The 25,902-nt window shown below is 70.9% G+C and carries 25 protein-coding genes; 10 read left to right on the top strand and 15 right to left on the bottom strand.

Annotation, left to right across the window (positions count from 1 at the left end; translation table 11 throughout):
• Nucleotides 1-64: 64 nt before the first annotated feature.
• Complete coding sequence (locus ACQKIP_RS07995; RefSeq protein WP_361386689.1) at nt 65-694, top strand: TetR/AcrR family transcriptional regulator; 630 nt, start codon at nt 65-67, stop codon at nt 692-694.
• A gap of 161 nt (nt 695-855) precedes the next feature.
• Here the strand turns inward: ACQKIP_RS07995 and ACQKIP_RS07990 are convergent, their stop codons facing one another.
• Together ACQKIP_RS07990 and ACQKIP_RS07985 are read right to left on the bottom strand one after the other, a co-directional pair.
• Entirely contained in the window at nt 856-1,863 is a 1,008-nt protein-coding gene (locus ACQKIP_RS07990) for a GDP-mannose 4,6-dehydratase (RefSeq protein ID WP_365860706.1), read from the bottom strand.
• On the bottom strand, nt 1,860-3,062 hold the full coding sequence (locus ACQKIP_RS07985; RefSeq protein ID WP_427742523.1) for a UDP-N-acetylglucosamine--N-acetylmuramyl-(pentapeptide) pyrophosphoryl-undecaprenol N-acetylglucosamine transferase: 1,203 nt from the start codon (nt 3,060-3,062) through the stop codon (nt 1,860-1,862). The genes ACQKIP_RS07990 and ACQKIP_RS07985 overlap by 4 nt, the downstream gene beginning before the upstream one ends.
• 64 nt (nt 3,063-3,126) lie before the next feature.
• Here ACQKIP_RS07985 and ACQKIP_RS07980 point away from each other — a divergent pair, with 64 nt between their 5' ends.
• Nucleotides 3,127-3,867 (top strand): response regulator transcription factor, encoded by a 741-nt coding sequence (locus tag ACQKIP_RS07980; protein WP_365860704.1) that lies wholly within the window; start codon nt 3,127-3,129, stop codon nt 3,865-3,867.
• Complete coding sequence (locus ACQKIP_RS07975; RefSeq protein ID WP_365860702.1) at nt 3,864-5,249, top strand: sensor histidine kinase; 1,386 nt, start codon at nt 3,864-3,866, stop codon at nt 5,247-5,249. The genes ACQKIP_RS07980 and ACQKIP_RS07975 overlap by 4 nt, the downstream gene beginning before the upstream one ends.
• Here the strand turns inward: ACQKIP_RS07975 and ACQKIP_RS07970 are convergent.
• The 5 genes from ACQKIP_RS07970 to ACQKIP_RS07950 form a co-directional block, all read right to left on the bottom strand.
• Nucleotides 5,246-6,337: an alpha/beta fold hydrolase gene (locus ACQKIP_RS07970; RefSeq protein WP_427742520.1), complete on the bottom strand. Its 1,092-nt coding sequence runs from the start codon at nt 6,335-6,337 to the stop codon at nt 5,246-5,248. The genes ACQKIP_RS07975 and ACQKIP_RS07970 overlap by 4 nt on opposite strands.
• Before the next feature lie 188 nt (nt 6,338-6,525).
• Nucleotides 6,526-8,226: an acyl-CoA mutase large subunit family protein gene (locus tag ACQKIP_RS07965; protein WP_365860698.1), complete on the bottom strand. Its 1,701-nt coding sequence runs from the start codon at nt 8,224-8,226 to the stop codon at nt 6,526-6,528.
• 73 nt (nt 8,227-8,299) lie between these two features.
• Nucleotides 8,300-8,632: a DUF3817 domain-containing protein gene (locus ACQKIP_RS07960; RefSeq protein ID WP_365860696.1), complete on the bottom strand. Its 333-nt coding sequence runs from the start codon at nt 8,630-8,632 to the stop codon at nt 8,300-8,302.
• A 90-nt stretch (nt 8,633-8,722) separates the two neighbouring features.
• Nucleotides 8,723-9,232, bottom strand: coding sequence for a MarR family winged helix-turn-helix transcriptional regulator (locus ACQKIP_RS07955; RefSeq protein WP_190081894.1), 510 nt, complete (start codon nt 9,230-9,232; stop codon nt 8,723-8,725).
• A gap of 10 nt (nt 9,233-9,242) precedes the next feature.
• Nucleotides 9,243-10,577 carry an MFS transporter gene (locus ACQKIP_RS07950; protein ID WP_365860694.1) on the bottom strand — a complete coding sequence of 445 codons (1,335 nt, stop codon included), beginning with the start codon at nt 10,575-10,577 and terminating at the stop codon, nt 9,243-9,245.
• A 92-nt stretch (nt 10,578-10,669) separates the two neighbouring features.
• Between ACQKIP_RS07950 and ACQKIP_RS07945 the strand changes: the two genes are divergently transcribed.
• Together ACQKIP_RS07945 and ACQKIP_RS07940 are read left to right on the top strand one after the other, a co-directional pair.
• Complete coding sequence (locus tag ACQKIP_RS07945; protein ID WP_365860691.1) at nt 10,670-11,653, top strand: ArsR/SmtB family transcription factor; 984 nt, start codon at nt 10,670-10,672, stop codon at nt 11,651-11,653.
• Between the two features lie 110 nt (nt 11,654-11,763).
• Nucleotides 11,764-12,798, top strand: coding sequence for a glycoside hydrolase family 6 protein (locus tag ACQKIP_RS07940; RefSeq protein ID WP_365860689.1), 1,035 nt, complete (start codon nt 11,764-11,766; stop codon nt 12,796-12,798).
• A gap of 40 nt (nt 12,799-12,838) precedes the next feature.
• On the opposite strand, the gene ACQKIP_RS07935 is transcribed toward ACQKIP_RS07940, so the two are convergent.
• From ACQKIP_RS07935 to ACQKIP_RS07920, 4 genes are all read right to left on the bottom strand, one after another.
• A complete protein-coding gene (locus ACQKIP_RS07935; RefSeq protein WP_365860687.1) occupies nt 12,839-14,797 on the bottom strand; it encodes a kelch motif-containing protein in 1,959 nt (652 codons plus the stop codon).
• Between the two features lie 3 nt (nt 14,798-14,800).
• Nucleotides 14,801-16,615 (bottom strand): glycosyltransferase family 2 protein, encoded by a 1,815-nt coding sequence (locus tag ACQKIP_RS07930; RefSeq protein ID WP_365860685.1) that lies wholly within the window; start codon nt 16,613-16,615, stop codon nt 14,801-14,803.
• A 252-nt stretch (nt 16,616-16,867) separates the two neighbouring features.
• Nucleotides 16,868-17,161 carry an MTH1187 family thiamine-binding protein gene (locus ACQKIP_RS07925; protein WP_160507269.1) on the bottom strand — a complete coding sequence of 98 codons (294 nt, stop codon included), beginning with the start codon at nt 17,159-17,161 and terminating at the stop codon, nt 16,868-16,870.
• Nucleotides 17,158-17,502, bottom strand: a complete 345-nt coding sequence (locus ACQKIP_RS07920) for a DUF3817 domain-containing protein (RefSeq protein WP_365860683.1) — start codon at nt 17,500-17,502, stop codon at nt 17,158-17,160. The genes ACQKIP_RS07925 and ACQKIP_RS07920 overlap by 4 nt, the downstream gene beginning before the upstream one ends.
• Before the next feature lie 132 nt (nt 17,503-17,634).
• Between ACQKIP_RS07920 and ACQKIP_RS07915 the strand changes: the two genes are divergently transcribed.
• From ACQKIP_RS07915 to ACQKIP_RS07900, 4 genes are all read left to right on the top strand, one after another.
• Nucleotides 17,635-18,315, top strand: a complete 681-nt coding sequence (locus tag ACQKIP_RS07915; protein ID WP_427742511.1) for an AIM24 family protein — start codon at nt 17,635-17,637, stop codon at nt 18,313-18,315.
• A 1-nt stretch (nt 18,316) separates the two neighbouring features.
• Nucleotides 18,317-18,967 (top strand): AIM24 family protein, encoded by a 651-nt coding sequence (locus ACQKIP_RS07910; protein WP_365860679.1) that lies wholly within the window; start codon nt 18,317-18,319, stop codon nt 18,965-18,967.
• An 8-nt stretch (nt 18,968-18,975) separates the two neighbouring features.
• The gene (locus ACQKIP_RS07905) at nt 18,976-19,782 is read left to right on the top strand and encodes an AIM24 family protein (protein ID WP_365860787.1); all 807 of its coding nucleotides are present in this window, start codon (nt 18,976-18,978) and stop codon (nt 19,780-19,782) included.
• 120 nt (nt 19,783-19,902) lie between these two features.
• Nucleotides 19,903-20,379: a MarR family winged helix-turn-helix transcriptional regulator gene (locus tag ACQKIP_RS07900; RefSeq protein ID WP_361833679.1), complete on the top strand. Its 477-nt coding sequence runs from the start codon at nt 19,903-19,905 to the stop codon at nt 20,377-20,379.
• Between the two features lie 12 nt (nt 20,380-20,391).
• Here ACQKIP_RS07900 and ACQKIP_RS07895 read toward each other — a convergent pair whose 3' ends face one another.
• Together ACQKIP_RS07895 and ACQKIP_RS07890 are read right to left on the bottom strand one after the other, a co-directional pair.
• The gene (locus tag ACQKIP_RS07895) at nt 20,392-21,834 is read right to left on the bottom strand and encodes a sensor histidine kinase (protein WP_365860677.1); all 1,443 of its coding nucleotides are present in this window, start codon (nt 21,832-21,834) and stop codon (nt 20,392-20,394) included.
• Entirely contained in the window at nt 21,831-22,514 is a 684-nt protein-coding gene (locus ACQKIP_RS07890) for a response regulator transcription factor (protein ID WP_365860675.1), read from the bottom strand. The genes ACQKIP_RS07895 and ACQKIP_RS07890 overlap by 4 nt, the downstream gene beginning before the upstream one ends.
• 144 nt (nt 22,515-22,658) lie before the next feature.
• Here ACQKIP_RS07890 and ACQKIP_RS07885 point away from each other — a divergent pair, with 144 nt between their 5' ends.
• Nucleotides 22,659-23,378: a PepSY domain-containing protein gene (locus ACQKIP_RS07885; protein WP_365860673.1), complete on the top strand. Its 720-nt coding sequence runs from the start codon at nt 22,659-22,661 to the stop codon at nt 23,376-23,378.
• A gap of 519 nt (nt 23,379-23,897) precedes the next feature.
• Here ACQKIP_RS07885 and meaB read toward each other — a convergent pair.
• Nucleotides 23,898-24,854, bottom strand: a complete 957-nt coding sequence (gene meaB / locus ACQKIP_RS07880; protein WP_365860671.1) for a methylmalonyl Co-A mutase-associated GTPase MeaB — start codon at nt 24,852-24,854, stop codon at nt 23,898-23,900.
• 70 nt (nt 24,855-24,924) lie between these two features.
• The coding region (locus ACQKIP_RS07875) for an acetyl-CoA C-acyltransferase (protein ID WP_427742505.1) at nt 24,925-25,902 on the bottom strand (978 nt) is incomplete at its 5' end.

Below are 25,902 nucleotides of genomic sequence, written 5' to 3'. Positions count from 1 at the left end.
TGCCTCACTCGCCGCCGGTCGCCGCAGCTCTGGCCTGTTCCGTACTGGCCGGTATGGTCACGGGATGCAGAGCCGCATCCCCCCTCCCGTCCGCACCGGCGGCCGCCCCCGCAACGCGGCGGCGGACACCGCGATCCTGGAGTCGACCCGCCAGGCCCTGGTCGAGCTCGGCTGGTCCAAGCTGACCCTCGGCGACGTGGCCACCCGCGCGGGCGTGGCCAAGACGACGCTCTACCGGCGCTGGGCGGGCAAGAGCGAGCTGGTCGTGGACGCGGTCGCCGAGCTGTTCGACGAGCTGGAGCTGCCGGACCGCGGCAGCCTGGCCGCGGACATCGAGGGCGTGGTCCTGCAGTTCGCGGCGCTGCTGGGCCGCCCCGAGACGAAGACCGCGCTGATGGCGGTGGTGGCCGAGTCGACGTCGGACGAGCCGCTGCGCGAGCGCATCCGTACGTCGATCGTGGACCGCCAGAAGCGGTTGGTCCTCGCGGGGCGCAAGCGGGCGCAGGACCGGGGTGAGCTCCCCCCGGAACCGGACCCCGCCACCGCGGGACACACGGCCGACCTCATCTTCGACGTGATCGCGGGCGCGGTGGTCCACCGCGCCCTGGTCAGCGCGGAACCGGTCGACGAGGACTGGGCCCGCCGCTTTACGTTGCTCTTGCTGGGAGGGTTGGCGGCGGCTGCGGGGCAGTGACGGGCCCCCGGGCCTCGACCGCCGGTCCTGTGCCGCCCGCTTCGCGGTGGATTTTTGCCCGCCAACCCGCCCGATGACTCGGGGTGATCGGGTGGGTGGGCGGGAGACATCCGCCGCGAAGCGGCGGGACAGGATCCGCCCCACTGGCCCGCAGGTGAACCTCAGACCTGATAGCGATCGGCGGCGAACAGATGGAGGTTCTCCGCGACCCACGCGGACGTCCGCCGCAACCCCTCGCTCAAGGAAACCGACGGAGTCCACCCCGCCCACTCCCGCGCCCTGGAGTTGTCGGACAGGAGCCGCTGGACCTCGCTGCCCGAGGGGCGCAGGCGGGCCGGGTCCACGACCACCTCCGCGTCGCGGCCCGAGGCGGTGATCAAAGCCTTCGCCAGGTCGCCGACGGAGATCTCCTCGCCCACACCGAGGTTCACCGCATGGCCGAGCGCCGCCTCGCACGCCGCGAGGGCCATGAAGCCGCGCGCGGTGTCCGTCACGTACGTGAAGTCCCGGGTGGGCGTCAGCGAGCCCAGCTTGATCTCCCGTGCCCCGGAGTGCAGTTGGGCGAGGATCGTGGGGATCACCGCACGGGCGGACTGCCGTGGCCCGTACGTGTTGAAGGGGCGCACCACCGTCACCGGCAGCTCGAAGGCGTGGAAGTGCGAGAGCGCCATCATGTCGGCGCCGATCTTCGACGCGGAGTACGGGGACTGCGGCTGGAGCGGGTGCTCCTCGGAGATGGGGGCGGTCAGCGCCGTCCCGTACACCTCGCTGGTGGACGTGTGGACGAGCCGCCGCACCGAGTGCCGCCTGCACGCCTCCGCGACGTTCTCGGTGCCGACGACGTTCGTCTGGACGTACGCCCCCGGTGAGTCGTACGAGTACGGGATGCCGATCAGCGCGGCCAGGTGGAAGACCGTGTCGCAGCCCGCCACCGCGTCCATCACGCGCCCGGCGTCCCGCACGTCGCCCGCGAGCATCTCGACCCGCGGGTCCCCGAGGAGATGCGCGAGGTGCCCCTTCTCGGCGTACGGCTTGTAGTGCACGAAGGCGCGGACCTGTGCCCCCTGCTCCAGGAGCAGGTCGACGAGCGTCGAGCCGATGAAGCCCTCGGCCCCGGTGACGAGGACGGTGCGGCCGGCCCAGCTGAAGGCGGCGTCGTTGATGCTCATGCGTACTCCAAGTGCGGTGTGTGCTGGGTGAGTTCGATGACCCGCTCGGCGAGCAGGTCCGCGGCCCTGGCATGCGGGCCCGGATCGGCCGCACCGCTCATCGCGGCGAGCCGCGCCGGGTCGGCGAGCAGCGGTCCGACGAGTTCCGCGAGCCGCGCGGCGGTCGTCTCGCCGTCGGAAAGCAGCAGCCCCGCGCCAGCGTCGGAGAGGACCCGCGCGTTGTGGGTCTGGTGGTCGCCGGGGGCGTGCGGGTAGGGGACGAGGACGGCGGGCACCCCGGTGGCGGCGAGTTCGGCGACCGTCGCCGAGCCGGCGCGGCAGACGACCAGGTCGGCCGCGGCGTACGCGAGGTCCATCCGGTCCAGGTAGGGCACGGCGCGGGCGGTCGCCTCCACGCCCGCCTCCGCAAGCCGCCGCCGCGTCTCGTCGAGGGCCGCGGGCCCGGTCTTGATGAGCAGTTGTACGTCGCCGCGGTGCCGCCAGCGCTCCGCGAGCCCCACGGCGGCCTCGGTGAGCCGGGCCGCGCCGAGGCTGCCGCCGTTGAAGAGCAGCAGCCGGGCTTCGTCCGGCACCCCGAACTCCCGCCGTGCCTCGGCCCGCAGCGCGCCCCGGTCGAGCGCGGCGAGCGGCGCCGCGATGGGCATCCCGGTGGTGTACGCGTACTCGCCGCCCGGCAGATGCTCCCGGCTGCGGTCGAAGGCGACGGCGATGTTCGGGGTGAGGCGGGCCGCGAAACGGTTGGCGCGGCCGGGGACGGCGTTGGACTCGTGGATGAGGCTCGGCAGCCCTGCCATCCGGGCGCCGACGATGACGGGTGCGCTGGGGTAGCCGCCCATCCCGACGGCGACCTGCGCACCCTGCTCGCGCAGGATCGCCCGGCACTGGGCGCCGGACTTCACCAGGGCGGCGGGCAGCAGGAACCGCTTGGCGCCGAGCGACGGGTCGAACGGGATCATGTCGACGGTGTGGAGGCGGTAACCGGCGTCCGGTATCAGCCGGGTCTCAAGCCCCCGCCGCGTACCGACGAAGGAGACGACCGCGCCCGGCACGGCCCGGCGCAGGGCGTCGGCGAGGGCCAGCCCTGGATAGATGTGCCCGCCGGTGCCGCCCGCGCCGATGACGACGGAGAGAGGAGGGCGGGCCCCTGCCCGAGGAGTACGTGCCGCTCCCCCGGGAGTTCGCATATCGGGTGTTCGCATGGCAATGGAGCATCACGAGCAGGTCTAAGAGGGTTTTAAGAGCCGCGTTTGGCACCTTGGGTCCATGAGCTTCACGAGCAGGCCGGGACCGCCCGTGCCCGGCGGCGGCCCGCCACCGGCCAAGATCCTCGTCGTCGACGACGACCCCGAGGTCCGCGCGGCGGTCGAGGACGGCCTCACGATCGAAGGCCACCTGGTGCGCGGCGCCGTCGACGGCAGCCGCGCGCTCGGCGCCATCGCCCGGTGGGAGCCGGACCTCGTGGTTCTGGACGTGATGATGCCGGTCATGGACGGTCTCGCCGTCTGCCGTCAGATGCGCGCCCTCGGCGACCGCACGCCGGTCCTCGTGCTCACCGCCCTCGGCTCCGTCAGCGAACGCGTCGACGGCCTCGACGCGGGCGCCGACGACTACCTGGTGAAGCCCTTCGCCCTGGACGAACTCGTCGCCCGGGTCCGCGCCCTCCTGCGCCGCGCGGCGCCCGAACCGCACTCCCCCGCCGACACCGACGGCCTCGCGTACGCCGATCTGGTCCTCGACCCGTCGACCCGCACCGGGCGCCGCGGCCACCGCACGGTCGAGTTCAGCCGCACCGAGTTCACCCTGCTCGAACTGCTCCTGCGCAACGCGGGCCAGGTGCTTCCGCGCGAACTCATCCAGGAGTCGGTCTGGGGACGCGACTTCGGTCCTGACTCCAACTCCCTTGCCGTGTACGTCGGTTACCTGCGCCGCAAGCTGGAGGCCGGCGGCGAACCACGCCTCGTGCACACCGTGCACGGCGTCGGCTACCGGCTCGGCAGCCCGTGAGCGCCCGGCGCAGGCTCGGCGCCCGGTGGCGGCGCAGGCGCCCGCTGCGCACCCGGCTCGCGCTCGCCGCGGCGGCGGCCGTCGCCCTGGTCGCGGTCGGCGTGTGCGCGGCCGCGTTCCTCGTCATCCGCTACAAGCTCTACCAGCAGCTCGACCAGAACCTCGCCCAGTCGGCGAGCCTCATCGCCCAGCAGCGGAACTTCGACAACGAGCCGGGCGTCGTCACGGGCGAGTGCCGCTACCTCGGCGCCCCCGCCTGCTCGCAGATCGTCCCCGCCGACCCGGCGGACGACCCCGCCAAGCCGTATCTGCTCCCGGTCGCCCACTCCACCAGGGAGGTCGCGAAGGGGCAGGCGGCTCCGTACTACACGAGCCTCACGCTGCACGGCAGGCCGACCCGGATGTACACCACTCACTACGGCAAGGGGGACGCCGTACAGGTCGCGCTGCGCGCCGACATCGCGGAGCGCGGCGTGCGGCAGGCCGCGGGGCTGCTTTCCGCGGTGGGCGGCGCCGGGGTGCTCCTGTCGGGGCTCGGCGGCTACTGGGTCTCGCGCACCGGCCTCGCCCCGGTGGCCCGCCTCACCGCCACGGCGGAACGCATCGCGGCTACCAGGGACGCCCGCCACCGCATCGAGCTGCCGCCGGGCCCGCCGGGCCGCGAGGACGAGGTGACCCGCCTGGCCGCCTCGTTCAACGCGATGCTGGCCGAACTGGAGGAGTCGGTCGCCGCGCGCCGCCGCCTGGTCGCCGACGCCTCGCACGAGCTGCGCACCCCGCTGACCGCGCTGCGTACGAACGCCGAACTCCTCGCCCGCGCCGACCGGCTGACCGACGCCCAGCGCGAGCGGGCGTCCGGCGCCCTGGCCCGCCAGCTCCGCGAGGTCACCGGCATGGTCAACGACCTGATCGAGCTGGCCCGCGACGAGGAGCCGCAGCCGCTCCTGGAGGAAGTCCGGCTCGCTCCGCTGGTCGCCCACGTCGTGGACGCGGCGCGCGGTCACTGGCCGCAGGTGCCGTTCACGCTGCACACGACGCCGGAGGCCGGGAGCACGAGCATTCCCGGCGTCCCGGCCCGCCTCTCGCGGCTCGTCACCAACCTCCTGGACAACGCGGCCAAGTTCAGCCCGCCGGACGCGCCCGTGGAGATCACCCTGACCCCCGCCGCCCTGACGGTCCGCGACCACGGCCCCGGCATCGCGGAGGAGGACCTGCCGTACGTCTTCGACCGCTTCTACCGCGCCGAGAAGGCCCGCGCCCTGCCGGGCTCGGGCCTCGGCCTCGCGATGGCCCGCCAGATCGCCCACGCACACGGAGCGGAACTCACGGCGGAGGGGGCGCCCGGCGGGGGCGCGCTGTTCCGGCTGACGCTGCCGGGCTAGTTGTTCTTCCAGGCGCAGCTGCCCAGCGTGGCCTTGCCCTTGGCGACGAGACGGTCGGCCTCGTCCGCGGGCAGGACGCGGGTGTGCTTGCCGCGGCAGATGACCGTGCGGTCGCCGTGTCCGGCCAGGTCGACCAGGATCTGGTCCCAGTGGCGGTACTGCACGTCGTGCCCGGAGTCCGCGTACGTCCGCACCTTCGCCTTGCCGGGCAGCGCGTCCTGCCAGGTCTTGAGGGTCGCCGGCGGGACGGTGGTGTCCTTCTTGCCGCCGTACAGGTACACGGGGGCGTCGAGCTTCTTCAGGTCCGGTCCCGGCCGCCCGCAGTACAGCTTCTGCTCGTGCACCTGCGGCGCGGGGTCGGCCTGCTGGCCGCGCTGGTTGTAGGTCCGCGCGCCTTCCTCGTACGCCGTGTCGGCGAAGCCCGGTATCGACTTGACGGGGCTGTCGTCCGGGAAGGCCCACCACTTGCGCGGGTCCTTGATGGAGTCCTTCACGGTGTCGGCGAGCTGGTCGTCGGACATCGAGCAGTACTCGGGCTTCGTGCCGTAGGGCGGCAGGGCCGCCGCCAGGTGCAGGGCCGAGATGCGCTCGGGGGCCCGCCCGGCGAGCTCCGCCGCGTAGGGTCCGCCGCCCGAGATGGCGATCACGCTCACGTCGTCCACGCCGAGCTTGTCGAGGACTTCGAGGGTGTCGTCGGCGAAGTCGGCCTTGCCCAGCTTCTCGTCGTACTCCGTGTCGCCGAAGCCGTTGCGCTCGACGGAGATGAGGCGCAGCCCGAGGTCCTCGCGGGTCGAGCGGAAGAAGTCCGTCATGTGCGCGGCGCGGGCGCTCGTGCCGGTGCCGCCTATGAAGAGGACGGGCTTGCCCTTCTTGTTCCCCGTGTCGGAGTAGTGCGCCGTCCGGCCGTTCGACAGCTTCGCCGCGTGCACCGCGGGGCCGAGCGAGTCGAAGGTGTCCTGGACCTTGGGCTCCGCGGGCGGAGTCGCGCTGACCTCACCCGATCCGTACACCGTCAGCGCACCGAGAAGGGTGAGCGTGGCGGCTCCGATGGCGATCACGGCGGTACGAGTGGGGCCGGGCAGGCTCACGGGTGACACAGGGTGACTCCAGGGGCAGGACGTTTGGACGGGCGGCGCCTACCCAGCCCCGTGCATCTGACACCCATCAATTTCGGCCGGGCTCCGAAAGGGCCCCGCAGGGGCCCTTTCAGGGGCGCGAGGAACTGCGCGACCAGCCACAACGGCCCGCAGCTCCCCACACACCGCACAATCCCGAGCTAGAACCCCGGCGGCTCGGTATAGATCCCCCACTCGTCCCGCAGGGCCCCGCCGATCTCCCCGAGGGTCGCCTCCGCACGAACCGCCTCCAGCATGGGGGCGATCATGTTCGTACCGCCCCGCGCAGCGACAAGCATGGCGTCGAGCGAGGCCCGCACCCGAGCATCGTCCCGCGCCGAGCGGCGAGCACCGAGCACCTTGACCTGCTCCCGCTCGACCTCGTGGGAGACCCGCAGGATCTCCAGGTCGCCGGTGACGGACCCGTGGTGGACATTGACGCCCACGACGCGCTTGTCGCCCTTCTCCAGGGCCTGCTGGTACTGGAACGCCGACTCGGCGATCTCCCCGGTGAACCAGCCGTCCTCGATGCCGCGCAGGATGCCCGAGGTGATCGGCCCGATCGGGTGCTGCCCGTCCGGGTGGGCCCGGCGCCCCCGCTCCTTGATCTGCTCGAAGATCTTCTCGGCGTCGGCCTCGATGCGGTCGGTGAGCTGCTCGACGTACCAGGAGCCGCCGAGCGGGTCGGCCACGTTGGCGACGCCCGTCTCCTCCATGAGCACCTGCTGCGTGCGCAGCGCGATCTCGGCGGCCTGCTCGCTCGGCAGGGCGAGGGTCTCGTCGAGGGCGTTCGTGTGCAGGGAGTTCGTGCCGCCGAGCACCGCGGACAGGGCCTCGACGGCGGTCCGTACGACGTTGTTGTAGGGCTGCTGGGCCGTCAGCGAGACGCCCGCGGTCTGCGTGTGGAAGCGCAGCCACTGGGCCTTGTCGGTCTGCGCGCCGTACACGTCGCGCATCCAGCGGGCCCAGATCCGGCGGGCGGCACGGAACTTGGCGATCTCCTCGAAGAAGTCCAGGTGCGCGTCGAAGAAGAAGCTGAGTCCCGGCGCGAACACGTCCACGTCCATGCCGCGGCTCAGGCCGAGTTCGACGTATCCGAAACCGTCCGCGAGGGTGTACGCGAGCTCCTGCGCGGCCGTCGCCCCGGCCTCGCGGATGTGGTAGCCGGAGACCGAGAGGGGCTTGTACGCGGGGATGTCGCGCGCGCAGTGCTCCATCAGGTCGCCGATGAGGCGCAGGTGCGGCTCGGGCTGGAAGAGCCACTCCTTCTGCGCGATGTACTCCTTGAAGATGTCCGTCTGGAGCGTGCCGTTCAGGACGGCCGGGTCGACGCCCTGGCGCTCGGCCGCGACGAGATACATGCAGAAGACGGGGACGGCGGGGCCGGAGATCGTCATCGACGTCGTGACGTCACCGAGCGGGATGTCCTTGAACAGGACCTCCATGTCGGCGGCCGAGTCGATGGCGACCCCGCAGTGCCCGACCTCGCCGAGGGACTGCGGCTCGTCGGAGTCCCGGCCCATCAGGGTCGGCATGTCGAAGGCCACGGAGAGTCCGCCGCCGCCCGCGGCCAGGATCATCTTGTAGCGCTCGTTCGTCTGCTCGGCGTTGCCGAAGCCGGCGAACTGGCGGATGGTCCAGGTCCGGCCGCGGTAGCCGGTGGGGTGCAGTCCGCGCGTGAAGGGGTATTCGCCGGGCCATCCGATCCGCTCGAACCCCTCGTAGGCGTCGCCGGGGCGTGGCCCGTAGACCGGCTCGACCGGGTCGCCGGAGAGCGTGGTGAAATCCGCGTCGCGCTTCTTCGCGGTGTCGTACCGGGCCTGCCAGCGACGGCGGCCTTCCTCGATGGCATGAGCGTCCATACCTTCGAATTTACTAGGACGTCCTAGTAAATGTCGATGGCTGGCCGCCACGGACCTGTCCGTGGCGGTGCGGTTACGCCTTTGCGGTGACCGGGGAGCCGTCGGTGATCAGCGGCTCGACCTCACGCACGACCTTGCGCTCGACGAAGAACGCGGCCGTGGGGATCGTGCCCGAGACGAGCACCCAGAGCAGCTTCCCGAACGGCCACTTCGCCTTGGAACCCAGGTCGAAGGCGAAGATCAGGTAGATGATGTAGAGCACGCCGTGGACCTGGGAGACGACCAGCGTCAGACCCTCGCCCTTGTCGAAGCCGTACTTGAACACCATGCAGGTGCACAGCACGAGCAGCATGACGGCGGTGACGTAGGCCATCACCCGGTAACGGGTCAGCACGGATCGCTTCATGCCCACGAGCGTATCGGCCCGTTTTGCGCGATCTTCGGGCGGCCCCGGCACGACCGGAACACGGGAGTCGGGCACTCCCGCGCAGGCCCGCTACTGCTCGTCGAAATCCTCCGCCGCCACCCGCAGGGGCCGCAGCATCGCGAAGATCTCCGCGCACTCCTCGGCGTCGTACACACCGAGCCCGAAGTCCATGGCCATCAGCTCGCGGGTGGCCGACTCGACGACCTCGCGGCCCTTCTCCGTGATGGAGGCGAGCGTGCCGCGCCCGTCGTTCGGGTTGGGGCGCTTGTCGACGAGGCCGGACTTGACCAGGCGGTCGACGGTATTGGTGACGGACGTGGGGTGGACCATCAGACGCTCGCCGATCTTGGACATCGGCAACTCCCCCGCCTGCGAGAACGTGAGGAGGACCAGCGCCTCGTACCGCGCGAAGGTCAGTCCGTACGGCTTGACGACCGCGTCGACCTCGCCGAGCAGGATCTGGTGCGCCCGCATGATCGAGGTGATCGCGCCCATCGCCGGTACGGATCCCCAGCGCTGCTTCCAGAGCTCGTCGGCGCGGGCGATGGGATCGAAGGGAAGGCTGAGCGGCTTCGGCACGCCAAAGACCTTACCCGCCGGTCACATGGTGGTCAGCCCCGTCTCGCAATTCGGTCGATTGTTCCCGTGAACCGGTGGGTTCGCTCCGGTCCGTACGCCGCGTGGCGCGCGCTTCGGCCGCGAGCGCGAGGCAGCAGACCGTGCCGATGACACCCGCCCCGGTGACGACGGTGCTCACCGCGAAGAACTCCGCCGCGAGCCCGGCGAGCGCCATCCCGACGCCCTGGATCGTCATGAGCCCCGCCGTGTGCACGGTCATGGCCCGCCCGCGCAGCTCTTGCGGCACCGCGTCGACGAACCACCGGTCGACGCCCAGCGTGTACGCGGATCCGGCGCCGGCGAGCGCGAGGGCCAGCATCGCCCACAGGAGTCCCGGCGTGACGGCGTACACCGTGAGCGGCACGAGCGTGAGCGAGGCCAGCGGCAGGGCGATGCGGGCCCGGGTGGTCGCCGAGAGCGCGGACCCGGCGTACAGCTCCGCCGCGATCGTGCCGACCGGCAGCGCGCACATCAGGAGGCCGACGCCCGCGACGCCGACGCCGATCTGGTCCGCGTACGGAGCGGCGAGTGCCTCCGGGGCGACCATGAACATGGGCGGCGCCCACAGCAGGAGCAGCAGCGCCCTGATCCGCCGGTCGCCGAGCACGTGCCTCGTGCCGCTGAGCGAGTACTTCATCAGCGCGGTTTCCGCCCCTCCGCGCGCGGGCCTGCGCTTCGTCCCGCACCGCAGGAGCAGCGCGGAGAGGGCGAACGTACAGACGGTGATGAGGAGCGCCCCGCGCGGCGGGACGACGGTGAGCAGGACGCCGCCGAGCCCGAATCCGACGAGCACGGAGCTCTGCGAGACGATCCGCAGCAGGGAGCGCCCGAGGACGAACAGGTCGCCGTCGCCGAGGATGTCGGTGAGGGTGGCCATCCGCGTTCCGTTGAAGACGGGCGATACGACGGCGATGACGCACCGCAGCGCGAGCAGCCCGAAGACGGGTGTGGCGGGCACGGCCATGAGGGCCGCGCACCCGGCACACACCACGTCGCACAGGACGAGCACCCGCCGCGCCGGGTAGCGGTCGGCGATCCCGGAGAGCAGGGTCCCGCCGACGAGATAGGGCAGCATCCCGAGCGCGAAGGTGAGCGCGCTGAGCAGCGGTGATCCGGTGAGCCCGTAGACGAGCACGGTGAGCGCGACCTCGCTGACGACGACGCCGAGCAGCGAGAAGGCGTGGGCGAGGAAGACGGCGCGGAACTCGCGGATCGTGAAGAGGCGGAGGTAGCCGGTGGGTTCGGGGGCGGGCACGGGGGCGGGTGCGGCAGCGGGATCGGTCGTAGTGGGGTTCTCTTCGGGCATGCCCGCACCCTGCACGCGTGCGTGCCCCTCGCCCTAGAGTTTCGGTTCCAGGCGAATCATGGGGGTCCTGGAGGTCATTGGGGGGTGGGGGCATGCCGAACCGGTTGCATTTCGGGCCGGACGATCTCCTGCGGTGCCGGTTCGCGGTGTCGCCGCTGTGGGAGACGCAGGAAGCCGTACGCACCCTGAAGCGGCCCGACCGGCACGGCTACCACCCGCAGTGGCTGCGGCGGATCCGCGGGGCGGGTGCCGGGCTCGATCTCGCGGCGCTGTGGCTGCTCATGCCGGCGCGCGGCTACAGCCCGGACTTCATCGGCCCGCCCCCCATCGGCCCCGCCGCCACCTTCGAGGAGGAGATCGCGGCCGTGCGCGCGGCCGACCCCGGGTCCGCGCGGCACGAGCTGAAGCGGGCGCTGGCGAGCACCGCGGGGGCCGCCGATTCCGCGCCGGGGCGAAGGCTGCTCGCCGATCCGGCGCGTGCGGTGCGGGAGCTCGCCGATGCCATGGAAGCCGCCTGGCACACCCTGGTCGAGCCGGACTGGCCCCGGCTGCGCGCGCTCCTGGAGGCGGACGTCGCCTTCCATTCGCGGCGGCTCGCGGAGGTGGGCCTGGGTGCCCTGGTCGCCGAGCTCGATCCGCGGTTCACCTGGGCCGCGGAGACCCTGACCGTCGCGCGGCGGGACGACCACGTGCGGCATCTGGCGGGGCAGGGCCTGGTCCTGATGCCCAGTGTCTTCGCCTGGCCGGACGTGGTGGGCGGCCACGATCCGCCGTGGCAGCCGACCCTGGTCTATCCCGCACGGGGCATCGCGGGACTCTGGACCGAGCCGAGCGACCGTACGTCCGAAGCGCTCGTACGGCTCCTGGGGCGGGGCAGGGCCGCCGTCCTGGCCGCGCTCGCCGAGCCGGCCGGCACATCGGCGCTCGCGCACCGCCTCGGGCTCGCCCCCTCGTCGGTCTCCGCGCACCTGGGCGCCTTGCGGGGCGCGGGGCTCCTTGTCTCACGGCGGTACGGGCACCAGGTGCTCTACGAGCGCACGCCGCTGGGCATCGCCCTGGCGAGCGGCGGCAGCTGACGGAGTCCGGGCCGGTCAAGAGCTGACCGGGTCAGGCCCCGGTGTCGCAACCATGGGCGATTGGACCGTTATGTAACGATTGCCGCCCACCCGTCGCCCAAGGGGGCTGGATGCACCGGCTGCTCCGTACGTTCACCGCACTCACGGCTCTCACGGCCCTCGGTCTTACGGCAGGGTGCTCCGCCGACTCCGGCTCCAAGGGCAAGGAGCGGACGTCCGCAGAGGCGGGCGCCACCACCGGCGCCGCCAAGGAGGCCCCGCAGAGCGCCTTCTGGGTGGACCCGGAGAGCGCCGCCGCCCGGCAGGTCCGCCAGTGGGAGCAGGAGGGCCGCACGCAGGACGCCGACGCGCTGAAGCGGATCTCCGAGCAGCCCATGGCGGTGTGGCCCGCCGGGGACGACCCGGCCCCCGACATCAAGGCCGCCGTCGACGGCGCCGCGCAGAGCGACCGCACCGCCGTGCTCGTGGCGTACAACATCCCGCACCGCGACTGCGGCCAGCACTCCGCGGGCGGCGCGCACAGTTCGGACTTCTACCGGCAGTGGATCGACACGTTCGCCGGCGCCATCGGCGACAGGTCCGCGCTCGTCATCCTGGAGCCGGACGCCATCGCGCACATCGTGGACGGCTGCACCCCCGCCGAGTACCACGCCGAGCGGACGTCACTGCTCTCCGAGGCGATCGAGCGGCTCAAGCGGCAGCCCCGCGTGAAGGTCTATCTGGACGCGGGCAATCCGGGGTGGATCAACCAGGCGGACAAGCTCACCGAGCCGCTCACGCAGGCCGGGATTGCCCGGGCGGACGGCTTCTCGCTGAACGTGTCGAACTTCCAGAGCGACGCGACCATCAAGGCGTACGGCCGCAGCCTCTCGGGCACGGTCGGCGGCAAGCACTTTGTGATGGACACCAGCCGCAACGGCAAGGGGCCGCTCGCCGGCAACCGCGAGGACGCCTGGTGCAATCCGCCGGGGCGGGGCCTTGGCACCCCGCCCACGGACAAGACCGGTGACGCGCTGCTCGACGCGGCCCTGTGGATCAAGCGGCCCGGCGACTCGGACGGACCGTGCAGGGGCGGCCCGGCGGCGGGCCAGTGGTGGCCCGACTACGCGCTCGGTCTCGCGCGCAACGCCAAGGCCGCCACCTGACCGCACGGTTCAACCTGACCGCACGGTTCAAGGGGTCCGGCTACTTCACGTGGATCCACTTCGCCTCTGACGACGAGCCGTCCTGGTCCGTCACGAACAGCATGTACCAGCCCGGCGGCACGAGGGCGGTGTCCTCCCTGGGCACGTCCACCGTCACCTCGCCCTTGCCCTTGGTGAGCCCGAGGGCGATCGACCGCTGCTCGACGTCCGTCGTGTGCGTCACCGCGCTGGGGCGCATCAGACGGGCCGACGCGATCTTGCCGGGGTGCTCGGTGCGGAACGTGGCGCGGCCGTCCGCCGCGAGTTCCTCCGGGCCCTCGCCCAGGACCGGGCGGTCCTCGCCCGCCTTGTGCAGCGTGGGCGGCGTGAAGACCTCCATGCGCTGCTCGAAGTGGCCGAGCTTGGTGTTCTGGCTGTTGTCGTAGAGCGGGTCCGAGCCGAAGGTGACGACCCGTCCGTCGGGCAGCAGCAGCGCCTCGGAGTGGTAGTTGCGGCCCACTTCGGGGGAGGCCGCCGCACGGAAGCTGTTGCTCTTGGGGTCGTAGAACTGCGCCTTGTGGATGTTGCTCCCGCCGCGGCCCCGGTAGTCCCCGGAGCCGTTGGACGTGAACACCGAGTCGTCCGGCAGGATCACGCTGTTGAGGTAGCGGGTGCCCTGCGGCAGATCGGGCCCGGTCCGGAAGGCGGGGTTCTTCTCCTTGAGGTCCACCACGGCCGTGCGCGGGGTCGACTTCTCGGACTCGCCGACGCCTCCGCCGCCCAGGATCATCACCTTCTGGTCCTGTGCCGGGGGCAGCAGGACGGACGCGGACGTCTCGGTCTGGTCGAGGTCGACGAGGCCGGGGATCTTGTCGAACTTGTTGGTCTTCAGGTCCCAGAGGCCGGGGGCACGGCCCTTGTCGGCGGGTCCGTAGCCCGCGTTCGACGCCGGGTAGAAGAGCTTGCCGCCCTTGGTGAGGAAGAGCGCGGGGTAGGTCGGGAAGTAGCGCTTGGGGCCGTCGGTCCACTTCTTGGTCTTCGGGTCGTAGATCTCGTTGTCGCCCGGGTCGATCATGCCGACGTCATCGAGGCCGGAGACCGCGAGCACCTTCCCGTCGTCCAGGCCGACGAGCGTGGGGTACCAGCGGGCCTTCTCCATGGGCTCCACGGGGATGTACTTCTCGGCCTTCGGGTCGAACTCGTACGCCGCCTTGATCCCCTGGAAGTCCTGCTTGTCCATGGTGATCTTCTCGGCGATCCCGTAGGCGTTGTCCGCGTCCTTGCCGGTGAGGCCCTCGATCTCGTACTGCGCGGACTTCTTGTTGACGAACTCCTCGCCGTCCCTCGCGCCTTCCACGAAGACGCGTGCCTCGCTCGCCTTGACCGTCGTCTTCCAGGGCTTCATCACACCGGACTTGGTGTACGTGATCTCGTAGTCCCGCTTGGCCTTGGGGACCTTCACGTCGAACTTGCTCACGTACTCGACGCCCGACGGCGAGCGGAAGCGGGTGCCCTTCTTCAGGACGAGGGGCTTGTCGGGGTTCTCGTTCTTGACGCGCATGCCGCCGCCGGCCCGGTTGACCTCTCCGTCGAGGAGTTCGTAGCGCGCCGTGCCGCCCGCCACCAGGAGGCGGCCGTCGGGGAGCTGGGCGTGGCCGGAGCAGAAGAAGTCCTCCGGGGTCGCGACCTTCTTGAAGGTGTCCTTCTTCGGGTCCCACAGGATCGTGTCGAACGACCCGGCGTCGAACTTCTTCTGCTCGTTCCCGGAGCCCGCGACGATCAGGACCTTGCCGGTGTGCAGGAGCGCGGCGTGGATGGCGTTGGTGCGGAACTCGTCGGGAATCCCGATCTGCTTCCAGGAGCCGAACTTGGCCTTGTAGCCGGGCTGCGCGATCTTGTACGCGTGGTACTTCTCCTCGGCGAAGGAGAGCGCCGCCGGTGCGTTGAGTCCTACGAGCAGCGCGCCCGCGCCGACGCCGAGGAGAGTCTTCTTGGTCCGCTGAGAGGGCCGGTACACCATGGGTCAGTTACCTCCTGTCGTCGTACCGGTGGCGAACGCCGGCTCCGGCTCGCCGTCGGCGCCCGCGGTCGCCAGGCCTTCCGCGTCCTGCCTGCCGAGCTGCCGGGCCCGCTCACGGACCTCGCCGCGCGCCTTGCGTGCGCGACGCTCCATGAGCAGCGAGAAGCTCCAGATCGCGACCGGGGCGAGCGAGATGGCCAAGGCGAGGACGGCCCAGGTACGCATCGCCGCATGGGTGTGGTCGAGCACGAAGGAGGCGACCAGCGAGCTGGAGAGCACAGCCGCCCAGAAGAGGTGGATCCGGAAGGTGAGCACCCGGTCCGGGCTCGCGTCGCCGCCCTTGGGGGTGACCACGAAGCGGCACGGGCGGCGCACGAGGGCGGCGCCGAGCGACTTGGCGTAGATGGGGGCGGAGAGTGCGGACATCGCCATGCCCGCGAGGCCTCCGGAGCCCTCCGGTTCGTGCGGGGAGACGTTGTGGCGCCGGTTCCAGAGGTAGAGGCCGATCTGGAGCGCCGCCGCGTCGCTGTAGAGCATCAGCCAGACCGATGCGGCGACCTGGGTGCCGGAGGCGCCGAACCAGAGGAAGAGGACGCAGCTCAGCACGCCGAGCAGCCAGTTGACGGCCGTCATGGGGTAGTAGACGAGCATCATCGTGTACGAGAAGAGGCGGCCGGGCGGCATCGTGAACGGTGCCTTCCAGAACTGCTTGAACAGCGTCTCGTACGTCCCGCGCGACCACCGCATCTGCTGCGTGAAGAAGTCCGTCCAGGAGGCGGGACCCTCGCCGACGGCGAGCACGTCCGGGGTGTAGACGGACCGCCAGTGGCGCCTGGTGGCGGGGTTCTTGTGGCGGTGCAGTTCGAAGCCCGTCGCCATGTCCTCGGTGATGGAGTCGTACAGGCCGCCGACCTGGCGCAGCGCCTGGATGCGGACGACGTTGTTGGTGCCGACGAACATGGGTGCGCGGTAGCAGTTGCCCGCGCGCTGGATCAGGGCGTGGAAGAGGAACTGCTGTGACTCGGCGGCCTTGGTGACGGGGCTGTCGTAGTTCCCGTACACCTGGGGTCCGACGACGAAGGCGACGTCCTGGTCCCGGAAGTAGCCCATCATCCGCTCCAGGAAGTTGGGCAGCGGGACGTGGTCGGTGTCCACGGAGGCGAAGAAGTCGTACTCGCCGCCGTGCATCGCGAGCCAGGCGTTGTAGTTGCCGTGCTTGGTGCGGGCCTTGTGGACGCCCTTGGGGCGGTTCCACTCGGGGACGCCGTTGCGGGTGAAGTGGCGTACGCCGAGTTCGGCGCAGAGTGCCTTGGCCTCGCCGTCGTCGCCCTCGTCGAGGAGCCAGACGTCGAGAGGGCCGGTGTGCCGTATCCGCATGGCGCCTTCGAGGGTGGCGCGGACCATGCCGAGGGGTTCCTTGCCCGGTACGTACGTCGTGAGGAAGGCGACGCGGGTGCCGGGTGCGGGGGTGACCGGTACCGGGTCCCTGGCCACCATCGTCGCGTGGGCGATCGAGATGACGTTGACGAGCATGAAGAGCTCGATCAGACCGATCGCGACGAGCATCGTGACGTCGAGCCCGATGAGCCAGCGGTCGCCGCCCTCGCGTTCCGTCCAGTGGGTCGGCCAGACGAGGTACACGAGCAGGAGGCCGGTGAGCACGGGCGCGAGTGTCATCAGGATGACGGCCCGTATTCGGTGGGGCTCACTGGAGAGAAGCTTTTTGTACTGCACCCGATAGCGGTCGCCGTCGTCCGGCTCGGTGAGCGGACCGGCGAGCGTGCTGTGGGTGTCGTAGTCGTAGCCCTCCGGCCGCACAGCGCCTCCAGGTCGTGGGTGATCTGGCTCAGGCAGGTTCAGATGAGAACAAGCCGATATCCATACAAAAGTGGAGTTTTGTCGGCGTGTCGAACCGAATGCGTCCGTGTGAGGGGTTTTACCCTGAGCGGTTTGCCGGAGTTGCGGTGCGGCCCGGGTTCCAGATCAAGAAGAAAGCCCCCGCCGGTCGGTGACCGGCGGGGGCTTTCCCTGTGTACGGGGGCGCGATTCGGGAGTCGCGGTGCGGGGCGGCTACGCGGAGAGGTGGCGCTCCACCGTCTCGACCTTCGACGTCATCCCGTCCGTCACTCCGGGGCGGATGTCCGCCTTCATGACGACGGAGACCCGCGGCGCCCGCGCCTCGACCGCCGCGACGGCGCGCTTGACGACGTCCATCACCTCGTCCCACTCGCCCTCGACGGAGGTGAACATCGCGTCGGTCCGGTTGGGCAGGCCCGACTCACGGACGACGCGGACCGCGTCGGCGACGTACTCGCCCACGTCCTCGCCGACGCCGAGCGGGGTCACGGAGAAGGCGACGATCATGCGCTGACGACCCCTTCGCGGCGGGCGCGCGAGGCGATCACGGCGGCCTCGGCCTCCCGCTTCAGCTTGCGCTCGGCGAAGAACCCGCCGGTCGGCAGGACGGAGAGGACGAAGTAGAGGGCGGCCGTCTTCACGTTCCACTTCGTACGGTTCCAGGCGTCGAGCCAGAAGAGCACGTACAGGATGAAGAGCACGCCGTGGATCATGCCCATCGCCGGGACGGCATTGAACTCCGTGGTCCGCTTGAGCACCGAGCAGACGATCAGGAGCAGGAAGGAGACGGCCTCGGGGGCCGAGACCAGGCGGAGGCGGCGGAGTGCGGAAGCGGTCTTGATGTCCACGGATCACCTTCGGAGGGAGGCGGGGCGAGGGGCGGGGCCGCCCGACGGCATCGATCTGTCGATCTTGTGAATGCGCGCACAAGCGACCCCCATTGTGACATCGGGGTGTTCTCGGGGTTCGCTCAGGGGCCGATGCCCTGTTCCGACCCCATATCCGACGGCTACCGTCGATACGTGGCAACGTTCCGACTGCAAGGCAGCAGGGTGCTCGCCGTGGACATGTCCGGCGACGCCGTCAAGGCGAAGAACGGCTCGATGGTCGCGTACGACGGCCAGATGGCCTTCAAGAAGATGACCGGCGGCGGCGAGGGCGTACGGGGCATGGTGACCCGCCGCCTCACCGGCGAGCAGATGACGGTGATGGAGGTGAAGGGGCACGGCACCTGCTGGTTCGCCGACCGGGCGACCGAGATCAACCTCGTGGCGCTGCACGGCGAGAAGCTCTTCGTCGAGGCCGGCAATCTCCTGTGCACGGACGCGGGCCTGCGCACCGGCACGCACTTCACGGGCGTCCGCGGCGCCTCGCAGGGCAACGGCCTGTTCACCACGACCGTGGAGGGCTCGGGCCAGGCGGCGATCATGTCCGACGGCCCTGCGGTGGTGCTGCGGGTCAGCAGGCAGTATCCGCTGACGGTGGACCCGGGGGCGTATGTCGCGCACCAGGGGGACCTCCGCCAGAACCTCCAGTCGGGCGTCACCTTCCGTACGCTGCTCGGCGAGGGCGGCGGCGAGGCCTTCCAGATCCGCTTCGAGGGCGAGGGCCTTGTCTACGTCCAGCCCAGCGAGCGGACGACGATCGCGGGGGACGTCTGACATGCCCTTCCGGGAGATCAACTCGAAGATGGTCGAGGCGACCGTCCTGCCGGGCCAGCGGCTGTTCAGCCAGCGCGGCGCCATGCTCGCCTACAAAGGGGACGTCGCCTTCACCCCGAACGTCCAGGGCGGCCAGGGCGGCCTTGCCTCCATGCTCGGCCGCCGCGTGGCGAACGAAGCGACGCCCCTGATGACCGTGGAGGGCAGCGGGACGGTCCTGTTCGGGCACGGCGGCCACCACATCCAGGTGATCAGCCTCTCCGGGGACACCCTCTATGTGGAGGCGGACCGGCTGCTGGCCTTCGACGGCACGCTCCAGCAGGGCACGATGTTCATGGGCTCCCAGGGCGGCGTCATGGGCATGGTCCGGGGCCAGGTCACGGGCCAGGGCCTCTTCACGACCACCCTCAAGGGCCAGGGTTCGGTCGCCGTCATGGCGCACGGCGGCGTCATCGAGGTGCCGATCACCCCGCAGCGCCCGGTCCATGTCGACCCGCAGGCCTATGTGGCGCACCACGGCGACGTGCGCAACAAACTCTCCACGGCGCTCGGCTGGCGCGACATGGTGGGGCGGGGCTCGGGCGAGGCCTTCCAGCTGGAGCTGTCCGGGAGCGGTGCGGTGTACGTCCAGGCGTCGGAGGAGAAGCTGTGAACCCCTCAATGCCCGCGGGAGCGCCCGCGGTCCTCGACCCGATGACCCTGCCGAGCGACGACAGCGTGAACGCGTACACCTTCTGCGTGGAACTGAAAGGGAGCCAGTGGTTCCTGCAGAAGGGCAAGATGATCGCCTACTACGGCTCGATCGAGTTCAACGGCATCGGGCACGGCCGCCTGGACCGCCTGGTGCGCACGAGTTTCCATTCGCCCCTGCACGCGAGCGACTGGGTCGTGGCCGACGGCCAGGGCAAGATGCTCCTCGCCGACCGGGCCTTCGACGTGAATTCGTACGATCTCGAAGACGGCAACCTGACCATTCGCTCCGGCAACCTCCTCGCTTTTCAGCCAACTCTCGCGCTGAAGCAGTCCATCGTTCCGGGCTTCCTGACCCTCATCGGAACCGGAAAGTTCGTGGCCGCGTCGAACGGCCCGGTGGTCTTCATGGAACCGCCGATCCGGGTCGATACGCAGGCCCTGGTGGGCTGGGCCGACTGCCCCTCGCCCTGCCATCACTACGACCACGGATATCTGACCGGAGTCATCGGGGGCGTGCGGGCACTGACCGGGATCGGCGGAACGTCGGGCGAGGAGCACCAGTTCGAGTTCGTCGGGGCGGGCACGGTGCTCCTGCAGTCCTCGGAGGCACTCATGGCCGAGCACGCGACGGGCGCGGTGCCGCAGCAGGCGGGGGTGCCGGGTAGCCAGGGCACACCGGGCCAGCACGGCCAACCCGGACAACGCGGTCAGCAGCCGGGGCAACCGCGCCTTCCCGGACAACTGGGGGACCTCCAGCGTCGCTTCGGCCTGTGAGCGGTAGTCTGCAGAGTGTGACGGCGAACGTCTGTGCCCCTCCGCCACCAGGGGGGCAAGAGGCGCGCGTCACACACCGCCATTCGTTCACCTTTCAACTTCTTAGGTAGAATCGATTCCATGGAGACCGAGACGGCCCCGCAGTGGCTGACCAACGAGGAACAGTGCGCCTGGCGCACCCACGTGGAGGTCAACAGGATGCTGACCTATCAGCTCGAGAAAGACCTCCAGCCGTTCAACCTGACCATGAACGACTACGACATCCTCGTGCATCTCTCCGAATCGGAAGAGAAGCGGATGCGTATGAGCGACCTCGCGGCCGCCACGCTGCAGTCCAAGAGCCGCCTGTCCCATCAGATCACCCGCATGGAGAACGCGGGCCTGGTCCGCCGGGAGAACTGCGAGTCCGACCGGCGCGGGCTCTACACCGTCCTCACCGACGAGGGCATGGAGACCATGCAGCGGGTCGCCCCGCACCACGTGGACTCCGTCCGCCGCCACTTCGTCGACCTGATCTCGCCCGAGGCCCTCGGCGAACTCCACAAGGCCCTGACCCCGATCGCGGAACACCTCCGCGCCCAGCGGGGCAAGCCCTGACCCGCACCGCTCTCACCGGCCGGCGGCCGGGACCCTGAGCTCGAAGAGCGCTCCCCCGCCGGGAGCCTCCCGGACCGTGAGGGTCCCGCCGTGGCGCGCGGCGACGTCGCGCGCGATGGCCAGGCCGAGCCCCGCCCCGCCGTCATCCCTGGTGCGGGCGTCGTCGAGGCGGACGAAGCGCTCGAAGATCCGGTCGCGTTCGTCCTTCGGCACACCCTCCCCGTCGTCGGCGACCTCAAGGACCGCCCATCCACCGTCGGAGCGGGTGGTGACCGTGACCTGCGAGCGCGCGTGGCGCTGCGCGTTGTTCACCAGATTCCCGAGCACGCGCGCCAGCTGGCTGCGCGATCCGGCCACTTCGGCGTTCTCCAGGTCCGTACGGACGTCGGCGCGGTCCCTGGTGCGCTGCGAAAGCTCCTCACGGGCCAGGGCCGCCAGATCCACCTGTCCCCCGCCCGGTTTCTCGCCCGCGTCCAGGCGGGCGAGCAGGAGCAGGTCGGCGGCCAGTTCCTGAAGTCGTACGGTGTCCTCGACCGCTCCCTGGACGTCGAGCAACTCCGGGTGCGCCGCGCCCACTTCGAGCTGCGTGCGCAGGGAGGCGATGGGGCTGCGCAGTTCGTGCGAGGCGTCGGCCACGAACCGGCGCTGGCGTTCGACCGAGGTCTGCAGCGCGGCGAGCGTCTCGTTCGTGGTCGTGGCCAGGCGGGCGATCTCGTCGTGCGTGTCCGGCTCGGGCACGCGGCGCGCCAGGTCCTCGGACGCGGTGATCGCCGCCATCTCGGAGCGGATCGCGTCCACCGGGCGCAGGGCGCGGCGCGTCACCAGCCAGGTCACCCCGGCGATCACGGCCAGGAGCAGCGGGAAGCCGATGAGCATGGACGTCAGCGCCGTGGACACCGCGCTCTGCCGGGCGGCGAGCGAGGCGCCCGCGTGGACGGTGAGCTCGCCCTTCGTCTCGGTGCTGACCTCGACCGCGGCGAAGCGGTAGTCCGCGCTCTCGCCGTCGATGGTGGCGGAGCCGGAGGTAAGGGGCGGCTCGTCGTCCGAGACCTCCCCCATCTCGGGGGCCTCGCTCTCGCCGTCGTCGTCGCTGTCGTCGTCGCTCTTGGGTGGCGTGGACGCCGCCGGCCCGGGCTTCACCGGCTGCACGGCGTCGACGCCCGTGCCGCTGATGCTCTCCAGGTCCTCGGTGGCGGCGACGAGCCGTCCCTTGCCGTCGACGACCTGCACCGGATGCTCCTCGTCGTCCAGGTCCAGATCCCCGTAGGCGGTGTTCCCGGCGAGCTGCGAGGCCACTCCGCGGGCCGCGGACTCGGCCTGGCCGCTCGCCTGGTCGGTCAGGTTGGCGCGCAGGGAGAGCAGCACGGCGGCGCCCGCGGCGACCAGCGCGACGGCGACGACGAGTGACGCACCCAGGGTCGCCCGGGCCCGTACGGAACTGAAGAAGCGCTTCATCGGGGGGTCTCCAGGCGGTATCCGGCGCCGCGCACCGTCTTGATCAACTGCGCCCCGAGCTTGCGCCGCAGGGCGCTGATGTACACCTCGACGATGTTGGGGTCCCCCTCGTAGGCGAAGTCCCAGACGTGTTCGAGGATGTCGCCCTTGGAGACGACTTCGCCCGCCCGCAGCAGAAGTTGCTCGAGTACGGCGAACTCCTTGGCCGTGAGCGTCACTTCCTCGCCCTCGCCCTCGTCGCCGTCGCCGCGGAAGACACGGCGCGCCGCGGTGTCCACCGTGAGGTCGCCGAGGGTGTGAACGGGGGAAGGACCCGCGTTGCCGCGGCGGCGCAGGAGCGCCTTCACGCGGGCCACGAGAACGACGTACGAGAAGGGCTTGGTGAGGTAGTCGTCGGCGCCCGTGTCTAGCCCCTCGGCCTCGTCGTACTCCCCGTCCTTGGCCGTGAGCATCAGGATCGGTACGTCGTGTCCCGCGGCGCGCAGGGTGGAGCAGACGCGGTAGCCGTTCATGCCGGGCAGCATGATGTCGAGGACGACCAGGTCGTACGTGCCCTCGCTCGCCCGGTGCAGTCCGTCGAGGCCGTCGTGCACGACGTCCACGGCGTAGCCCTCGGCCGTCAGGCCCTTGGCGAGCGACAGGGCCAGCCGCTTTTCGTCCTCCACGATCAACAGGCGCATGCGTTCAGGGTCCCAGAGCGAACCTGAAGAGTCCTTCAGGTGGCTTCAGGCTGGCTTCAGGGTCGTTCAGCCAGATTGGTTCTTGTCGAAAGCGAACGGCAGCGGCCCACCGGCCGCGGGCCACCGACTCGGGAGGAACCCCTCATGAAGCGCAACATCGTCATCGCCACCGTCGCAGCCCTCGCCCTCGTCGGGGGCGGCACCGCGACAGCGCTCGCCAGCAGCGGCGACGACGAGTCGTCGGCCGCCGCGAAGAAGTCGAGCGTTCAGCTGAAGGACAACGACCGGGACAACGACCGGGACGACGACCGGTACGACGACGACCGGAACGATGACCGGGACGACGCCAAGGAGAACACCGCCGAGGTGAAGGCCGCCAAGCTGACGGCGGCCGACGCGATCAAGGCGGCCCTCGCGAGCCAGTCCGGTACGGCGGTCTCCGCCGAGCTGGACGACGAGGACAACGGCGGTCTGGTCTGGGACGTCGACGTGCTCGGCAAGAACAGCACCTGGCACAGCGTGCAGGTCGACCCCGGCACCGGCAAGGTTCTGGGCTCGCACACCGAGCAGGACGAGGACGGCGACGCGGGTCGCGTGGCCGCCGCCCTGAAGGGTGCGTCCACCTCGGCCGAGGACGCGGCGAAGGCCGCCGCCGCCAAGGGCACGGTGACCTCCGTGGACCTGGACGACGACGGCACGGCCAAGGCCTGGGAGGCGGAGACGGCCTCCGGCAAGGGTGCGGAGTCCGACTGGAAGGTCGACCTGCAGTCGGGCAAGGTCACCGCGGACAAGTCCGACAGCCACGACCAGGACTCGGACGACAACGACTCGGACGACGACAACGACAACGACTCCGACGACTAATCACTCCCCCGTCCCCACCCCTCAGCAAGCAGCCCCGCAGGACACCCTGCGGGGCTGCTTGCTGTCGCGGGGGCCTCTGCGGGGCGGCTCGCTACCGCGCGGGAATGTCCCTGCGGGACGGCTCGCTGTCGGGGGGTCTCTGGGAGGGCTGCTTGCTGTCGCGGGGTCTCTGCGGGTGCCGCTTGCCGTTGCGGAGTCGCTGCGGGGGCTGCTTGCTGTTGCGGAGTCGCTGCGGGCGTCGCTTGCTGTTGCAACTGCCCGAGCCGCCCGCTTCGCGGCGGAGTCTTTCCCGCCCACCCACCCGATGACTCGGGGTAATCGGGTGGGTGGGCGGGAGAAATTCGCCGCGAAGCGGCGCCTGATCCGCCCGCAGGACCAGGCAAAGCAACGGCGCCCAGCCGCAAAGCCGACGAAGGCACCGCGCCCGCCCGCAAGGCCAGGCGAAGGCACCGCGCCCGGCCGCACAGCCCGCCCGGAGTGGCAGGACCGTACAGGCCCCGGGCAACCGGGCCCGCCCCCTCAGCCCGCGGTGAGGCTCTCGACGAGTTCATCCGCTGCCGAGTAGGGATCAAGCTCCCCCGCGACGATCCGTTCCGCGAGGGCGGACAGCCTTGCGTCGCCGTGCAGGTCAGCGATCCGCTCCCGCAGGGCCGTGACCGCGATCGTCTCGACCTCCCGCGCGGCCCGCGCCGCCCGGCGCTCCGCGAGGACCCCCCGCTCCTCCATCCACGCCCGGTGCTTCTCCAGGGCCTCGACGACCTCGTCGGTCCCCTCGCCCCGCGCGGCCACCGTCTTCACGATGGGCGGCCGCCAGTCCCCCGCGGCGCGGGACTCCCCGAGCCCCAGCATGTGGTTCAGCTCGCGCGCGGTCGCGTCCGCGCCGTCCCGGTCCGCCTTGTTCACGACGTACACATCGCCGATCTCCAGGATCCCGGCCTTCGCCGCCTGGATCCCGTCGCCCATCCCGGGGGCGAGCAGGACCACCGAGGTGTCCGCCTGCGAGGCGATCTCCACCTCGGACTGGCCCACACCCACCGTTTCGACCAGGATCACGTCGCAGCCCGCAGCGTCGAGGACCCGGATCGCCTGCGGCGCCGACCACGCGAGGCCGCCGAGGTGGCCGCGCGTCGCCATCGAGCGGATGTAGACGCCGGGGTCGGATGCGTGCTCCGACATCCGGACCCGGTCACCGAGCAGCGCACCCCCGGAGAACGGGGATGACGGGTCCACGGCGAGAACGCCGACCCGCTTGCCCGCCCGCCGGTACGCGGACACCAGCGCCGACGTCGAAGTCGACTTACCGACACCGGGCGACCCCGTGAGGCCCACCACGTACGCGTGCCCCGCCAGCGGCGCCAGCGCCGCCATGACCTCGCGGAGCTGCGGTGACGCCCCCTCGACCAGTGAGATCAGCCGGGCCACGGCCCGTGGCCTGCCCTCGCGGGCCTGTGCCACCAGGGAGGGGACGTCCTGCATGTCAGACAGCTCCGTTCCTAGACGTAGACGTAGACGTAACGATGAAGAAGGTCTACCCGCGCACTGCGCGTCAGGCCTTGGCCACCTTCACGATCAGCGCGTCGCCCTGCCCGCCGCCACCGCACAGCGCGGCCGCACCCACGCCGCCGCCGCGCCGCTTCAGCTCAAGAGCGAGGTGCAGGACGACGCGCGCGCCGGACATGCCGATCGGGTGGCCGAGGGCGATGGCACCGCCGTTGACGTTCACCTTTTCCGAGGACACCCCGAGGTCCTTCATTGACTGCACCGCGACCGCGGCGAAGGCCTCGTTGATCTCGATCAGGTCGAGGTCCGCGACGTCCAGGCCCTCCTTCTTCAGGGCGTGCTGGATCGCGTTCGACGGCTGCGACTGGAGCGAGTTGTCCGGGCCCGCCACGTTGCCGTGCGCCCCGATCTCCGCGATCCACGCCAGGCCGAGCTCCTCGGCCTTGGCCTTGGACATCACCACGACCGCCGCCGCACCGTCGGAGATCTGCGAGGAGGTGCCCGCCGTGATCGTGCCGTCCTTGGTGAAGGCCGGGCGCAGCTTGCCGAGCGACTCGACGGTCGTCTCGCCGCGGATGCCCTCGTCCTTGGCGAACAGGACCGGGTCGCCCTTGCGCTGCGGGATCTCGACCGGCGTGATCTCGGCCTCGAAGATGCCGTTCTTCTGCGCGGCCGCGGCCCGCTGGTGGGAGGCGGCGGCGATCGCGTCCTGCTCGGGGCGCGCGATGCCCAGGCGGGTGTTGTGCTTCTCCGTGGACTCGCCCATGGCGATGTTCTCGGTGGAGTCGGTCAGGCCGTCGTACGCCATGGAGTCGAGCATCTCGACGGCGCCGTACTTGAAGCCCTCGCGCGACTTCGGCAGGAGGTGCGGCGCGTTGGTCATCGACTCCTGGCCGCCGGCGACGACGACGTCGAACTCGCCCGCGCGGATCAGCTGGTCGGCGAGCGCGATCGCGTCGAGCCCGGAGAGGCACACCTTGTTGACGGTGAGCGCGGGGACGTTCATGGGGATGCCCGCCTTGAC

It is taken from the genome of Streptomyces sp. NPDC059900 (assembly GCF_050270335.1).
In the GTDB taxonomy this organism is placed as follows: domain Bacteria; phylum Actinomycetota; class Actinomycetes; order Streptomycetales; family Streptomycetaceae; genus Streptomyces.
This window is presented reverse-complemented; position numbering and strand designations above follow the sequence as displayed.

What these genes read in the sequence shown, in the direction of transcription:
- ACQKIP_RS07985 (WP_427742523.1), bottom strand. Translation starts at nt 3,062, where the DNA reads ATGCGAACACCCGATATGCGAACTCCCGGGGGAGCGGCACGTACTCCT.
- ACQKIP_RS07915 (WP_427742511.1), top strand. Translation starts at nt 17,635, where the DNA reads ATGCCCTGTTCCGACCCCATATCCGACGGCTACCGTCGATACGTGGCA.
- ACQKIP_RS07965 (WP_365860698.1), bottom strand. Translation starts at nt 8,226, where the DNA reads ATGGACGCTCATGCCATCGAGGAAGGCCGCCGTCGCTGGCAGGCCCGG.
- ACQKIP_RS07885 (WP_365860673.1), top strand. Translation starts at nt 22,659, where the DNA reads ATGAAGCGCAACATCGTCATCGCCACCGTCGCAGCCCTCGCCCTCGTC.
- ACQKIP_RS07995 (WP_361386689.1), top strand. Translation starts at nt 65, where the DNA reads ATGCAGAGCCGCATCCCCCCTCCCGTCCGCACCGGCGGCCGCCCCCGC.
- ACQKIP_RS07945 (WP_365860691.1), top strand. Translation starts at nt 10,670, where the DNA reads ATGCCGAACCGGTTGCATTTCGGGCCGGACGATCTCCTGCGGTGCCGG.
- ACQKIP_RS07925 (WP_160507269.1), bottom strand. Translation starts at nt 17,161, where the DNA reads ATGATCGTCGCCTTCTCCGTGACCCCGCTCGGCGTCGGCGAGGACGTG.
- meaB (WP_365860671.1), bottom strand. Translation starts at nt 24,854, where the DNA reads ATGCAGGACGTCCCCTCCCTGGTGGCACAGGCCCGCGAGGGCAGGCCA.
- ACQKIP_RS07895 (WP_365860677.1), bottom strand. Translation starts at nt 21,834, where the DNA reads ATGAAGCGCTTCTTCAGTTCCGTACGGGCCCGGGCGACCCTGGGTGCG.
- ACQKIP_RS07990 (WP_365860706.1), bottom strand. Translation starts at nt 1,863, where the DNA reads ATGAGCATCAACGACGCCGCCTTCAGCTGGGCCGGCCGCACCGTCCTC.
- ACQKIP_RS07960 (WP_365860696.1), bottom strand. Translation starts at nt 8,632, where the DNA reads ATGAAGCGATCCGTGCTGACCCGTTACCGGGTGATGGCCTACGTCACC.
- ACQKIP_RS07940 (WP_365860689.1), top strand. Translation starts at nt 11,764, where the DNA reads ATGCACCGGCTGCTCCGTACGTTCACCGCACTCACGGCTCTCACGGCC.
- ACQKIP_RS07935 (WP_365860687.1), bottom strand. Translation starts at nt 14,797, where the DNA reads ATGGTGTACCGGCCCTCTCAGCGGACCAAGAAGACTCTCCTCGGCGTC.
- ACQKIP_RS07890 (WP_365860675.1), bottom strand. Translation starts at nt 22,514, where the DNA reads ATGCGCCTGTTGATCGTGGAGGACGAAAAGCGGCTGGCCCTGTCGCTC.
- ACQKIP_RS07910 (WP_365860679.1), top strand. Translation starts at nt 18,317, where the DNA reads ATGCCCTTCCGGGAGATCAACTCGAAGATGGTCGAGGCGACCGTCCTG.
- ACQKIP_RS07905 (WP_365860787.1), top strand. Translation starts at nt 18,976, where the DNA reads ATGCCCGCGGGAGCGCCCGCGGTCCTCGACCCGATGACCCTGCCGAGC.
- ACQKIP_RS07980 (WP_365860704.1), top strand. Translation starts at nt 3,127, where the DNA reads ATGAGCTTCACGAGCAGGCCGGGACCGCCCGTGCCCGGCGGCGGCCCG.
- ACQKIP_RS07900 (WP_361833679.1), top strand. Translation starts at nt 19,903, where the DNA reads ATGGAGACCGAGACGGCCCCGCAGTGGCTGACCAACGAGGAACAGTGC.
- ACQKIP_RS07950 (WP_365860694.1), bottom strand. Translation starts at nt 10,577, where the DNA reads ATGCCCGAAGAGAACCCCACTACGACCGATCCCGCTGCCGCACCCGCC.